Genomic DNA, 14,863 nt, shown 5'->3' with positions numbered 1-14,863 from the left:
AGCGCTATTTTTCATTTTAGTATTCTTTAGAAATTACAATCCTTCTAACTTAAACTGCGTTACCAAATCCTTATCAATATCTTTATAGCTATAAGTACAGTAGATATGGTCTATGGATTTTAAGTCCGTCGAAACCATAATTAAATTGCCCTAATACTCGCCTTGAGTTACTTTAATATTCAAATTAACCATTTCTTATTAAAGTATATCGCTTTACCCAAAAATAGCTTACTATATACACCTCTTAATAATCTTATCATTTTTCATTTGAAACCACTCAAATATTGAATCCGAAGCTGCTTATAACAAAATGCTCCGTATTATTTTTAATGTTTCATTTGAATATCCAAATACATAAAGTTCAGGCACCTATACTTACGAATAGGCTATAAATTTTATACCACTATTTTTCTTGAGACGCAAAATAATCTGATCATATGTTGTTAGACTTTGAAAATGTGGTCGGAAGAAATATTAATTATAACACGTAAAAATATAATAATAAATATGATTGGGAATCCATATGTTTACCGAACTTAATTTGATGCATTTAAGGTTTATAAACAACACCTTATAAATGTTTAAAAATGCTATTACTATGAAAAATATACCTGCAGATATTATTCGCCAACTATTTATGATATTGTTCATTGTTTTAATGGGAGGCGTATTATTCAAATCATTAGTTCCTTATCTCTCTGGTTTTCTTGGAGCGTTGACCTTATACATCTTGCTATTGAATCCTATGAAGAAATTAATTCTTAGGAAATGGCGCCCTGGTTTAGCGGCATTATTTTTATTGGTGATCTCTTTTTTTTGCATTTTACTCCCTTTTGCCGGTGTGGGTTTAATGCTAGGTAAAAAGGTGGGAAAGGGACTCAATAATTTTGAACGTTATATAGACTTGATCAAACAAAAAATAGCTGTTTGGGAAGAACACTTCGGTATCGATTTAACATCTAGTATGGACACCTCGAAAATATCGTCTACATTATCTGAAGGACTGCAGAGTGTTTTGGGTGGCTCGGTCAATATGATCATAGCTATTGCAATGATGTACTTTTTGCTCTATTTTATGTTGACTAAAAATGAGGCCTTAAATGCAGCTTTTGATACGTATTCACCATTTAAAAAGAAGTATAGTGGATTAATATCTGATGAAATAAGCCAAAAGGTACGCTCTAATGCGATAGGGATACCAGTAGTGGCGATTGCCCAGGGTATAGTTGCTTTAATTGGCTTTTTAATCTTTGGTGTTGAACAACCTTTCTTTTGGGCGGTAATAGTAACTGTTGGATCTATGGTGCCCGTTATAGGAGCTATTATTGGTATTATTCCTGTTTTTTTAATTGCATTGTCCAATGACAACAATTTTCAGGCTTGGGGTATCTTATTGTATGGTATTATCATTGTAGGTACCACAGACAATGTAATACGTGTTTACGTGTTGAACAAGTTAGATGATGTACACCCTTTGATTACGTTGATAGGAGTAATTATAGGAGTACCCATTTTTGGTTTTATAGGCTTAATTTTCGGTCCGTTGCTTATTAGCCTATTTTTTATGATGGTTAGGGTATATACCAAGGAATATGGTAGTATGTCTTCTAAGAATGAAGTAGACCTATAAAATAGGGTACATCTTTATGATATAAAGAAATAGATTGTTCTAATGTACTTGCAGCTTCAGAACACATATTTATAAAAGCAATATTATAGTGTTTTATTTATTGACCTTTAGCATAAACAATTAGTACGTGGATAGAACGAATTTCAAATATTACTTTGTTTGATAAGAAGAATAAGCTGAAGCGAGTCAACCTACTTCTGACTTTTTAAATTCTTTATTATTAATTCGTTCAACTAATTCAGGTATTTCTTTAAAATATTCTGATGCCCAATTTCTAAATTGAGAATAACTTATGTTAGACATAGAAATAACAGTAGGCGCATTTTCATTTTTACGTTTAAGTAAGTAACTAGTTCCGAAATTTATATTTCTACCTTCAAAACTATAGGTAGAAATTACACCCTTACCTTTGTCTAAATAATAGTTTTGCGCACTGATATATACTTTAATAAAATTATCGCTAGAAATTATTAAATACCATTCTTTCCCAGAAGAATTGTTGGTTCGATGTTTTTGATAAGCCTCTTTGATTAAACCCATGTTATGCCTTTCAAAAATGTAGTTATTATTATTGATAACATACAAAATTTGGTATATGTCATCGCTCATAATTAAGGTAGCAGGTTTATTTTCATTTTCCTTAATTTTTATTGAGGTCTCCCCCAATTCATTTTCAGGTAAAGTTGCTTTACAATCAATAACAGTACCATTAGCTAGTAGTACTTTTGCCGTATAAAATTCGTGAGCTTGAATATTAAAGCTTGTAAATAAAATTAATATTGTAAAAATACTCTTCATTAAAATTTTAGTTTGATCGTAAGTTTAAAGCATTCATAGTTATTAAAAGCCTGTTTCTTTAATAAATTCGATAACAATCGATATTTATAATAATGAATAATTTATTGATAATTAAATATAATAGCTGTTTAGATTGAGTTTTAATTTAGGTATTTATCCTTTGTAATTTTTCATTTAGCAGCACTACATCATGAAATTCCTTTTAATGTAAGACTATAAAAGTCGCATTTAAAACCGAATTATTTAAACAAGCCCTGTAAATTTTCTAAAACACCCAGCGCAGCTTTTTCACCGGCAATCATAGCGGCATTTAAAGAGCCGTTTAATTGAATATCTCCAGCTAAATAAATAGTCTCTGTTAAGCGTGTTTCAGAAGGGGAAATCTCGTAGTGTAGTTCGCTCAACTTTGGTAGCGACTTTGGTATGCTGAAGTGTTTTATAAATGTAGTAGATGTAATACCACAAAGTTCTTTTAACTCCTTTTGAACTTGACTTATAAGCTTTATACCAGTTAACCCATGATTATCGACAATAGAAACAGAAAGCAATTCTTTACCAGCATTTAATGTGGTTTTAAGACTTGTATGGTAGAAGATGTTATTGATTAGGGAGTTTTGATCAGGAATTAATCCGATGAGGGGTTTTTTAATCGTTCTGTTTTCCGTCTCAAAATACAAGGTATCACAACTTTGCCATTCAATAGCCTGATTCTTTAAATTTTGAATTAAGTTGCTCGCTTCTGTTGCTATAATTATATAATCCCTCTCTAATTCTTGTCCGTCAGCAAGTAGAATTTTGTTTTCTCTAATTGAAGATACAGTAGTTTTGTATTTTATAGTAGTGCTTTTTAGCTGTTTTAATAGTTGCTTTGGAATTTCTTCGATTCCCCCTTTAGGTAATGCAGCATTGCCTTCACCAAACATTTTATAGACAAATTCGAACATTCTGCTAGAAGTTTCTAGTTTGTTTTCAAGGAAAATTCCGCTGAAAAAAGGTTTGAAGAAATCATTTATTATTTCAGAAGAGAACCCTAAATCTGTCAAGTACGAAAATGTCATTTGAGGTTTATCTGAAAATATATCGGCAATCGATTTTTTCTTCAGTTTCGTATTGAGTTGTAAAATTTTCAATTTATCTGTAACAGTGCCAACATTGGCAAATAGTGTAGAAAATAATAAAGATGCATCTCTTAGCGGATCACCAATTACTTCTTGTTTATTATTTTTAAAAATGGAAGCGCCAGGTAAGAAATTTTGTAGTTCTAAAGCGTTATAATCAAGAAATTTTCGAGCTGCCGGGTATGCGGTTAACAATACTTGAAATCCGTGGTCTAGTTGATACCCATTTACAATATCTGTTTTCACCCTACCGCCTACCCTATCTGTAGCTTCGATTAATACAGGAGAAAATCCGTTTTGTTCAAGTACAATTGCTGCGACTAAGCCGCTAATTCCGGCACCTATAATATGAATCTTAGTATCTTGATTACTCATTTTAAATTTTTGTTTAACAAATTTAGTATCTATATGAACAAAATTAGTATTTTTGATATAGACTAATATATGTAATTGGTCTATAAAACTATCTTAATCATGAATTATTTAATCATCGCCTTTCAAATTATAGTCGCCTTAAGCATATTAAATGTATGGCTAATACAGAATAAAAAACCAACAAAATGGCGTGGTGGAAATGCGACAACTATCATAGAAGAATTTGAGGTCTATGGCTTATCAAAGCAAATGTGCTATGTAATTGGATTTTTAAAAGTAACTCTTGCTATTTTACTACTTGTTGCAATATGGTTTCCTGTAGTAAAACAACCTGCAGCTTTAGGTTTGGCAGCCTTACTATTAGGTTCAATAGCGATGCATATTAAAATAAAAGACCCATTACTAAAATCTTTTCCTGCAGCTATATTTCTAGTACTTTGTTTGATTATAACTTTTGCATAAAATTTACGATGCAGTAAGTTGTTGGAAATAGCTTACTGCTATAAATAAATTTATAAGAGCCAATACCAAAGATGGTAGTGATTCTGCTGCGCTGTCCTTAATTTTTATTCTAACCGCGAAACCTAAAAACATAAGAAGTGCTAGACCTGCTGAAGCCACCAATACAAGAACGGGCGAAAAGAAGTAACCAATAATTAATCCCAAGCCACCGGCTAGCTGTAAGATTGCAGTAAGAACTCTCTGATTCTTTAGACCAAATCTTTCGAACTCATCTTTCATTTTTTGAGAGAAAAGACATTCTACACCGTAGTATAAAAAGGCGCTACTTGATAAAAGTATGGCAATGTTTAAAATCTTCATTTTGTTTTTTTATACTCGTAGGTAGTTGTACGGGTCGAGAGAATTAAGATAACTGTTCTATTTTCTTCATTATCTCATCGGCTTCAAAAGTCTTTTGATCACTCAATTTTCTATTTGTTGTAGATAAGGTATAGGCTTCTTTCAATAGCTTTTCATACTCACTTTGTAATAATTCTTTTTCTGATTTCTTTTTAAATAATCCGAACATAATTTTTATAGATTTTTGATGTATGTATCTAGTGATTTATTAGCCTATAAAGATACGTAATGTTTAATTATTTTTAGATATAATTAAACAAAATTAGATAGTGTATTCTGTAAATGAAGATTGTAGCTTCTAAATAGAGTTATGATAAATGGAGATTATATTTTCTATCGTTTTTAGTTGTTAAGCATTAATCGAGATGTACTAACTAGTTTTGTATGTTTAAAACTGCAAATCGGGAGTTTCAAGTTTTGCAATGTCATATAAAATAACCTAAAATTTTGATGTTATTAAAGTATTTAATCTATTACTTATTTCATCTTCTACGGCTGAACAGCGGTATACGTTTGAGTAGGGTGAAAGTCGTTTGATACCAACTAATTTTTATTGGCAAAAAACTTTAAGGAGTATCTTTTGGTATGGTATTTAAATCATAAATCAAAGCTAATTTATAGGCACTATCTCTAAAACCGGCAAAGCGACCAGACCCACCACTATGTCCGTTAGAAAAATCTGTTTTTAATAACAGTACATTGTCATCGGTTTTGGTAGCCCTTAGTTTTGCAACCATTTTAGCAGGTTCCCAATACCCGACTCTTGTATCATTTAAACCTGTAAAGAACAGCATATTCGGATAATTTTGAGCTTTGACATTATCATAAGGACTGTAAGATTTAATGTATTCGTACTCCTTCTTATTTTTAGGATTGCCCCATTCATCAAACTCCCCAACGGTTAATGGCAAATTCTCATCTAACATCGTATTGATAACATCTACGAAAGGCACATTCAAAATAACGGTATTAAATAATTCTGGTCGCTCATTGACTACGCCACCCATTAATAAGCCGCCTGCGCTAGCACCATCAGCGACAATATGACCTTCTTGAGCATAGTCTTCCTCAATTAAGTATTCTGCACAGGCGATAAAATCTGAAAATGAATTCTTTTTATTAAATAGTTTACCATCTTCATACCATTCTCTACCTAAATCATCTCCGCCTCTAACGTGTGCTATGGCATATAGATAATCATTATTGACCATATGATGTGCCGTTGGACCCCCAACGAGTTCTTGTCCCATACCGTAAGCCCCGTACGAGGTTAAATAGACTTTATGTTTAGCATTATTACGTCTAGTTCGCCAGTTATTACTGATTAGCGTTAAGGGAATTTTTTTACCGTCTTTGGCAGTTACCCATTTTCGCTCAATTTTATATTTAAAGAAAGGATGTGTTATGGGTTTACTATGTTGCTTGACCAAACTTTTCTCTTTGGTCTTCATATTATAATTATAGGTGGTGTAAGGCGTTTCAAAAGAGCTATAACTGAATTGCAAGCTATCGGTCTTGACATTAGGATTATAACCAATACCAATATTATAAAATTCTTCATCAAATTTTATGACATGATTTTCTTGAGTATTTCGGTCAATAATTTTTATACGTGATTGTGCATTCTCTTTTTCGCTGATTACTATGTAATCATCAAATAGTTCCAAATTCTGAATAAGAACACCAGCTTGATGCGGAATTAAAACTTTCCATTTATTTTTTGAGGCATCATCTACTTCTGTTGTTACCACTTTATAATTCAAAGCGTTTTCATTAGTAAGAATATAGAATTTGTTATTATAATCGGTAGTGTGGTAAACATGATTCTTTTCACGTGGTTGAATGACCTTGAATTGACCATTTGGATTATCGGTTTTTAGATACCAATTTTCTGAAGTAGTACTACTACCTGTATTTAAGAAAATATATTCTTTAGACTTAGATTTTTCAATACTAACGTTAAAGCTAGGGTCACTTTCTTCGTAAACTATTAAATCGTTTGTTGAATCAGTACCTAAAAAATGACGAAGTATTTTTGAGGAACGATAAGTACCATCTTCAATATTTGCATATAAAAAACTGGCATTATCTAACCAGACCATATTACCTACTCGGTTAATAGAATCTGCTAAAAAAGTTTGATTATTTAAATCTTTCACCTTCAGTACGTATTCATCTTTGCCAGTGGTGTTTTCATACACCGCAATTAGTTTGTTATTGGGGCTCGCAGAACCAACACCTGCATTGTAATACCCTTTGTCTTTGGCTAATTCGTTTACATTTAATAATTCTTCTTCTACTGAATCATTTTCAACTGACTTTCTATAGTATACTGGGTACTCATCATCTTCGCTATACTTACTGTAATAGAAATAACCATTTTTTTTAGTTCTTAGAGATGTACTATTTTCTTCAATACTTTTAACTAAATCCAGGTAAATACTACGTTGCGATTTTTTAAGCGGAATGTTATAATTTTCGGTGTATTTATTCTCTTTACGCAAATAATCCATAACAGGTTTATTGCTTATAGGAGCTTTAGTATCTTTTAACCAGGCATAATTGTCAGTATAATTTTCGCCGTGTATTTTGAATGTAGAGGGCTCAATTTTAGCAATTGGCTCAGGCATAGAATCGTTTCTAACATGCTTGTCATGAAATTGCCTTTCAAGACTTTTGTCTAACTCCATATCTTCTCTAATCGTCGATTTTATAGTAGATATAGGGTTTTTAGAGGTGTATTCTTGCCAGAAATCATCATCGTATTCTAAAGGAAGTTCATATAATTGATTAGAAGTCGTATTTGCGAAGTTTTCTTCTTCGGATATTTTAGTTTGATTGTTTAGGTCAATATTAGTGGTGTTGAATTCTGAAATGGCAGAATAATATGTGGTGGTAATATCGGTTGTATCCTTGTATATGAACTCATCTTCATGCCGCATTTTATCAATATAATATTGATTCCCTTTTTTCTTGTAAGTAACATCTAACTTAAAATCAAAATGCTTCACTTCCATATCACCATATCCACAGAAATATTCTTTAAGCTTATTAGGTACTGAACATTCATATCGTATTACCGCTAAATCATCTTGGTCAATATAAATTTTTCCTTTTAGTAATTTGTATTTATTAGCTTTATTCCACTGTTTTCTATTATTAGGAGATGCAATGGCATCTAATTCCTCTTTTGTAATTTTAGTTTCAAAGTCAAGTACATATAGCCAGCCACCAGATGTATTCTCCACTTCAGAAATTTTGTATGTAAAATCGCGATTAGCTTTATTCCCTAAAAAACTTTGCTGGTATTTAACTCTATCTCTGGCGAAAAGACCTAATGGTCCGCCTTCAATATTAGCTTCAAAATCTCTTTTACTTAAATTACTACTTGAGCGTGAATTGATAATAGCTACTTGTTCATTTTTTAAGGTTCTATGGTGAAAATGAACACGATGTAATGAATTGGAATAAAAACTAAAAGAACCATTACTGAATGAATAATCACTAGGGTTTTGGTACTCTTTCCATTTATAATTTTTGTTACTGTATGGCTCTGCGTAATAATCGCAAACGGCATCTGAATATTTAATGTACACTCCGTTTTCTTTCAATGTTTCTCGATAATAACCAGTTATTTTAATAGGAGATTCTGCATAATTGGCAGGTATGTTCTTAATTACCTTTTTTAATAAAGCCTTGGCGTTAGGCATTTTTTTCGGAGTTACAACAACTTCCATTAACTCAAGGTTAGTAGATTCCATTGCAAAAACACCTCCGTCTTTAGCTATAAAATCTTTGATTGTAAGGTGTAGATCTTTATAACCAACATAACCCAAAGTGATATTGTAGTTCGTATACTTCTCAGGAATAATTATTCTGAATCTGCCATCTCCATCAGTCACGGTACCTAAAGCAATATCATCAATTTTTAAATAGGCATATGGTAACGCTGTAGCATCTTTTTTATCTACAACGGTACCAATTACGGTTGTTTGCGAAAAAGATGTAATAGTTATAAATAGAAATACAATAAGAAGAAAGTTTCTGTAAAGGTTGGCTATCATTTTTTTTAATTGAATCGTAGTAAGTTTCACAAGTAATACATCTTTTCTTCATGTACAAAGTGCCATTGACCGCACTAAAGACATTATAAATAAATCAGATTAATTAAGCGTATTTTTCTTACTACTTTAAATGTTTAAATTTACAAATAAAAATAACGATTAAAGTAAATGCAATCTTATTTTCATAAACTTCTGGTAAAGTTTGATGGTGAAGAAAATGATAAATATGCTTTTTTTGAAGCGGAAATGGTTTAATTAAATGTAGTAATAGTTTGATTTAAAGAGTGTTATATTAAAATAAATTACTGGCACAGAAAAAACAGTAGTTTACTCCTCCCTTAACTTAGAAATCACTCTATCCACATTTTTTTCTTCAAACTTGCCCATAAACTTAAGAGCGTACGTCACAATTTTAGATTTAGGCGCTTTTATAAATTCTCCAAGTCTTAACACGATGTTATCCATTTGCTGTATAGCTGCATCTTGCTGATTGGCGCCTAATCCCCAAAGCAGATTGGCATTATACCACGAGAGTTCCCTAGCTTTCTTTAAACTGAAGTTGATGATTTCCTCATCTGTATTTTTACCGGCAAGGTCTAAAAGAAATAACAAAGGCGAAACTCTGCTCAGTCGGTCTTGCATTTCATTAACAATATTACCAAGTATGGTATTTACGGTGTTGAAGTCCTTTTCGATATCAGATATTTCTGCCCCGTTCATAGCAGTACTTGCGGCTAAACCCAAATCTAGATTAATATGGGTATTGATGCCCAGCATGATATGCTGCAGAATCGTTAAAGAATCATTCTTGGTGTCAAAGGCAAATTGCCATGATGCACTAATGGGTTGATTGTTAATATAACCATCATAGGCATCTAAGTAGTAATTGGCAAAGGCAACATCAAAAGTTTCCATTCGGTCATTATCTTCAAAATTACCTAATTGCACCTCATTCAGTATTTCAGCAGTAACCCTTCTATATAGAAAGGCAAAATACCCGATACGGTCATTGTTTATTGTAGCATTATCAATGATACTGTCTAATTGATTTAGAACTTCCTGTATGGTGGTTGGTCGGCTGATGCTATGCTAATTTATTAAATATCAAAAATGCTTGTTCGATGCTAAATGTACTGATAGAATTTCAAGTACTGAATTAAATTATAAGGTATTAGATAAATTACCAACGGTACAAATAAGTTTTCAGCTATTGAAAGCTATAGATTAAACTTGATTTTGTAATCGTAGAGTTATATCGTAGAATTTAAAATTGCTTTCCATTTAAAAGCGCAATAAATGACAGCACCAAGTAGAAAAGAATCAAGAAAATAAGCGCCTGTAATTTGAAAAATTTCTAAATAAGTAAGCACACTGATAAAAGAACTCAGTATCCAGCTAATTAAAGCAGCTGGTTCCCATTTGGCTATTTCATCTAAATTATATCGCTGTCTTTTAATCCAAAAGAAATGAATAAAATAAATAGAAGAAATTGATGGTGCCAAAATGCCTAAAAATTCTAAAAATTCAAAAAGATAGGTGGCAAAGCCTAACAATGCGAGTAATGTTCCAAATAAACTTGAAATCATAACAACACTTTTAAAAGTCCATTTTTTATTAATGGTGGTAAAAGTTAAACTTGCCGAATAAAGATTGGTGGCGTTGGTACTCCATGTAGAAATAAACAACAATAAAAAAGCAGGAATCACCAAATTATACTCTCCCATTATTTTAATAATATCGACTTCGCCTGTTTCTATAGATGGCACGGCACTTAGAATATAAGCTAATGGAGTACCAATAGTTAAACCTAGCACAGAGGCTAAACTTTGCTTATCTGTTTTTACGAACCTTGAAAAATCTGCCATTAATACGGGGAACAATACTGCGGCACCTATCAATATAGATGTTGCTTTAAAAAGTGTCATCGAGTTTTCTTCGGGTACATAGTCAAAAAGAACAGACCAGCTTTCTAATTTGTTTATTGTCAAGTAAAATACGTAACCTAAAAAAGCGGTTAAAATGGGAATGGATATATTGGCCACTTTTTCAATACTTCGAATACCATAAACCGCAGTAATCGTAGTAATTAAGCTGGTTACGATAATTATAATCTCTTTGGATATGGTAAAGCTGAAGGCACTTGTCGTGGTATCGAATATGGCAATAGCCAATAGTTCTAATGCTACAGCAAACCAACCAACCAGAGTAACCCCAAAAATGAAATTAACGATTTTTGCACCATATTCTCCAAAACTAAAATGAAGAATCATATAGGTAGACAACCTTGAGCGATTACCAATTAGCGTTGTTGCCATGCACATAAGTGTCAAAACCAAGGTAGAAATACCAAAGGCAATCAGCGCTTTTTCAAAACCGAGACCCAATGCAATTTCTGAACCTAAAAACAGCGTAGAAACCGAGAGTCCGGTACTTGCAATAATTAGCGCAACAACCCAGCCTGATACAAAATCTTTTGGTTGTACTTTGGTTGTTGCGTATTGATCTGCTTGGTTAGACATTTATAGCGTTTAGTAAGCTTTCTGCTAAAGGTCTTAATTCTTCATGACAAACTTCGCCATCATCTGTAATTTGTATATCGTCAAAATAAATACTGGTTTTGGCAATTACACCGTCAAAATGCGATTTTGCCATTTGGCCCATTGGCGGCATATCCATAGCGCTAGTATGTCCAAATCCAAAATCTACACCGCCCCAAATACGTTCGTCTTCTACCAATTCGCCCGTAATGGCATGAACTTTCGGATTTAAGCCTAGCATGTTATGAGAGATTTTATACATATTTTCATCATCGAACGAAGCTAGGTATTCTTTAAATTGGGCAGCGCCCTCCCCTTTTACTTCACTTATGACACCATCATTCATAATAAATTCAACCTTATCGCTAAGTACAGCATGTTGTAAATAATCGAATACGATACGGCCGTTCATACTATTTAATTTAGGTACAATATTCACAAAACCTGGCGCTGTACCAAATTTTGGTTTTGAGAAATCCCCGTCGTCATAATCAAACGTATAATTCGTATCGATATCGTAAGAAACATTAGTTCCGTTTTTACTTGTAATACGTACTGTATTACATTTTTTTGCCATGTTAGTCAATGGTTCCAATAATTTTTTTAGATCGGCAATTTCATAGCCTGTAAATACACGGTCAAGAGAATCTATCGTACTTTCGGCAATGATTAAATAACGTAGTTTTTTATTATCGCGCATAGTGGTTTCCCAAATATCAGAATATAGAATTACAACAGAATTAGCCTCGATCCAAACATCAGCTTTAAGCAATGCTGCCGTTAACGCTTCTGAAGGCCAGTCTACCATACCAGCCTGACCATCTTTTTTTGCCTGTGGAATATACATGACCAATGGTAATGCACCTGCGTTTATTGCTGCATTTGCCATAGCATCTATAGTATTTCTATCTGTACCTAAATCCGCGGTAATGGCAATGGTTTCTCCAGGTTGTACCTGAAACATATCTTCCATTAATATTCTTGAAAAACGAGCTCTTTTAGTTTCCATATGTGAATTTGAAAATGGATTATAAGGGCATCACGAATTAGATGCCCATAATTGAGATTTGTATTTATTTTAATTACGATTGGTAATTACTTAAAACTTTAGAGAAATAGCAGTACCGACTGTTAAGGGTTGTCCTCTCCAAGCCACATCATCAGGACTACCTACAAACTCTCCTGGTGAGAATTCTTGGTAATATTCTTTATCCGTCAAGTTTTTACCCCATAATTCAAGCTTCCAATTTTTATAAGAAAGTCCTAATCGTGCATCTAACAAAGAATAAGCATCTGTAGTAAATGCATCTCTATTACTCTCATGCCAGTAGGTTTTACCTGTAGTATCTAAGTTTAAGAAACCGTTGAATTTTAAAGCATCGGTAATATTGAATGAAGATTCTAAACCAACAGCAAAAGTACTTAAAGGTACAAACGGTGTTTTTTGACCATCGTAAGCAGAATTGTTTGTAAAAGTTCCATCGTCACCACCTGTGGTTCCACCTTCTACGATTTTTGCATCGGTTACCCCAACATTGGCAAAGACATCTAAGAAGTTCGAAAGTCTTGCACGAGATTCCAGCTCAAAACCGAACACATCACTTTTGTCATAATTGTATACACCAGCAATGAAAGTAGTCAAATCTAAAATGTATTGTTGCTGGTTATTTAACGTAGAATAGAATACAGATCCATTAAGTATAAAGCGGTTGTTCCAAGCACTTGTTTTAAATCCTAGTTCATAATTATCTGAAGTTTCGTCGTCGAATTCCCTATTAAAAAGATCAGTAGGTTGCGCATTAAAACCACCATTTCTATAACCACGACCATAATTAGCGTATACCAAAACACTTTTATTTGCTTGATATGATAAAGAAACTTTAGGCTGAAATTCGTTGTTATCTCTTTCTGAGTTGGTAACAAAAAGCACATCATCTTGCGTAAACTTATCCATATCTAAACGAAAACCTGCAGATAATGTTAACTTATCGGTTAGTTTGTAATCTCCAAAACCAAATAAAGCGACAGTTTGTGTTTCGTTGATATAATCTGCGGTATCATATTCAAACGGACCACCAAAATCTACACCGGTAGTTCCATTTTGATAGAAATCTTTTTTAATTTTCTGATAAAATCCACCAGCACTCCAGTCGAATTTAGTATTGGTTTTAGCATTACTTATTCTAACTTCTTGGTTGAAGGTTTTAGTAGTAATCTCTTCACCTTGCGTTAAACCATCTAGTTCAAGAAAATCTAAATCGCCATAAGTAGAACGCTCTACTCTATTTATAGAAGTAATACTCTGTAATTTTACGTTACTTAAGTTATAATCCATTTTAATTGTACCGTAGTTGTTGGTCAATTTAGAGGTGCCTAAAACATCAGAAAAAATAACATTATTACCGTCTGAAGGATTAGGGTCAAGAATACCACCGGTAAACTCACCATCGGTGCCTGTTGGGTTTACCGAATAATAGGTTGCCCCACCGTCAATATTAAAATATTGGTAAGAACCTGTGATAGAAAAATTATTTGTCAATTTAGCTTTTAACTGACCTCTTATATTAATGTCTTCTCTAAAATCTACCTTTTCATTAAGAAATTCGTTGGTTAACAAACCATCAAAATCTTTATACTGTGTTGAAAAGCGATAAAATAATTTATCTTTTGCTATTGCACCAGATGATACGAACTGTGCTTGTTTAAAACCGCCATTACCAAGACCAAGTTTAATTTGGTTGCTCATTTTATTGGTTGGGTCTTTCGTGTAAATATTTATCGCACCACCAATAGCGTTTTTACCGTATAAGGCGCCTTGCGGACCTTTAACAACTTCAACTAATGCCAAGTCATATAAGTCTTGACTTAATAAACTTGGATCAGGTATGGTAACTCCATCAATTACAAAAGCCAAAGGAGCATCGCCGCCCCTTACTTGAGGTATACCCCTTACTGTAATAAAATTTAGACCAATAGTCTGAGATGAGTTGAATTTTAAGTTTGGTACTAATGTAGAAAATGAGCTTACGTCAGTAATACCGGCGCTTTCAATACCTTCTGCATTTAATGCTGTAACCGATTCAGGCGTAGTCTGTATAGATTCTGTTCGCTTTCTTGATTTTCCCATAACCCCTGAGAAGCCTTGTACCGTAACACCGGTTAGCGAAACTGCCATTTCAGTTAGTTCAACATCAATGTTCGATTGCCCAGAAATGCTAATTTCCATTTCTTCAAAACCAATGAAAGAAACCAGTAATGTAGCATCGTCACTAGATACTGTTATTTCGAAATTACCGTTGTAATCGGTAATTACACCAGTAGTAGTTCCTTTTTCTACGATACTAGCTCCTGGCAGTGGTTCACCTTTTTGATCTGTTACTTTACCGGTCACCAAAGTCTGTGAAAACCCTAAAGATGAAACCAGAAAACAAATAAGTAAAATTAATTTTTTCATGTCCTGTTTAGTTTAGTTTGTTTGCT

General features: G+C 33.0%; 11 protein-coding genes. 2 read left to right on the top strand and 9 right to left on the bottom strand.

Features of this window, described 5'->3' with window-relative positions; all coding sequences use genetic code 11:
* The first annotated feature begins 598 nt into the window (after positions 1-598).
* Positions 599-1,630 (top strand): AI-2E family transporter, encoded by a 1,032-nt coding sequence (locus ACPF9A_RS20865; RefSeq protein WP_424000118.1) that lies wholly within the window; start codon positions 599-601, stop codon positions 1,628-1,630.
* Between the two features lie 186 nt (positions 1,631-1,816).
* Here the strand turns inward: ACPF9A_RS20865 and ACPF9A_RS20860 are convergent, their stop codons facing one another.
* Positions 1,817-2,428, bottom strand: a complete 612-nt coding sequence (locus ACPF9A_RS20860; RefSeq protein WP_424000116.1) for a hypothetical protein — start codon at positions 2,426-2,428, stop codon at positions 1,817-1,819.
* 239 nt (positions 2,429-2,667) lie between these two features.
* Positions 2,668-3,921, bottom strand: coding sequence for an NAD(P)/FAD-dependent oxidoreductase (locus tag ACPF9A_RS20855; protein WP_424000114.1), 1,254 nt, complete (start codon positions 3,919-3,921; stop codon positions 2,668-2,670).
* Between the two features lie 99 nt (positions 3,922-4,020).
* On the opposite strand from ACPF9A_RS20855, the gene ACPF9A_RS20850 reads away from it, so the two are divergent.
* Positions 4,021-4,383, top strand: coding sequence for a DoxX family protein (locus tag ACPF9A_RS20850; RefSeq protein ID WP_424000112.1), 363 nt, complete (start codon positions 4,021-4,023; stop codon positions 4,381-4,383).
* A 3-nt stretch (positions 4,384-4,386) separates the two neighbouring features.
* Here the strand turns inward: ACPF9A_RS20850 and ACPF9A_RS20845 are convergent, their stop codons facing one another.
* From ACPF9A_RS20845 to ACPF9A_RS20815, 7 genes are all read right to left on the bottom strand, one after another.
* Positions 4,387-4,743: a DoxX family protein gene (locus ACPF9A_RS20845; protein ID WP_424000110.1), complete on the bottom strand. Its 357-nt coding sequence runs from the start codon at positions 4,741-4,743 to the stop codon at positions 4,387-4,389.
* A 43-nt stretch (positions 4,744-4,786) separates the two neighbouring features.
* Positions 4,787-4,951, bottom strand: coding sequence for a Lacal_2735 family protein (locus tag ACPF9A_RS20840; protein ID WP_424000108.1), 165 nt, complete (start codon positions 4,949-4,951; stop codon positions 4,787-4,789).
* Positions 4,952-5,348: 397 nt separating this feature from the next.
* Entirely contained in the window at positions 5,349-8,846 is a 3,498-nt protein-coding gene (locus ACPF9A_RS20835) for a prolyl oligopeptidase family serine peptidase (RefSeq protein ID WP_424000106.1), read from the bottom strand.
* A gap of 327 nt (positions 8,847-9,173) precedes the next feature.
* Complete coding sequence (locus ACPF9A_RS20830; protein ID WP_424004547.1) at positions 9,174-9,911, bottom strand: DUF5995 family protein; 738 nt, start codon at positions 9,909-9,911, stop codon at positions 9,174-9,176.
* A 185-nt stretch (positions 9,912-10,096) separates the two neighbouring features.
* Complete coding sequence (locus ACPF9A_RS20825; RefSeq protein ID WP_424000104.1) at positions 10,097-11,365, bottom strand: purine-cytosine permease family protein; 1,269 nt, start codon at positions 11,363-11,365, stop codon at positions 10,097-10,099.
* On the bottom strand, positions 11,358-12,392 hold the full coding sequence (locus tag ACPF9A_RS20820) for a hypothetical protein (RefSeq protein WP_424000102.1): 1,035 nt from the start codon (positions 12,390-12,392) through the stop codon (positions 11,358-11,360). The genes ACPF9A_RS20825 and ACPF9A_RS20820 overlap by 8 nt, the downstream gene beginning before the upstream one ends.
* Before the next feature lie 90 nt (positions 12,393-12,482).
* Positions 12,483-14,837, bottom strand: a complete 2,355-nt coding sequence (locus ACPF9A_RS20815; protein WP_424000100.1) for a TonB-dependent receptor — start codon at positions 14,835-14,837, stop codon at positions 12,483-12,485.
* Positions 14,838-14,863 lie beyond the last annotated feature (26 nt).

It is taken from the genome of Maribacter sp. IgM3_T14_3 (assembly GCF_049603095.1).
GTDB lineage: Bacteria > Bacteroidota > Bacteroidia > Flavobacteriales > Flavobacteriaceae > Maribacter.
Note: the sequence above shows the minus strand (reverse complement) of the source record. Positions and strands in the feature narration are given on the sequence as shown.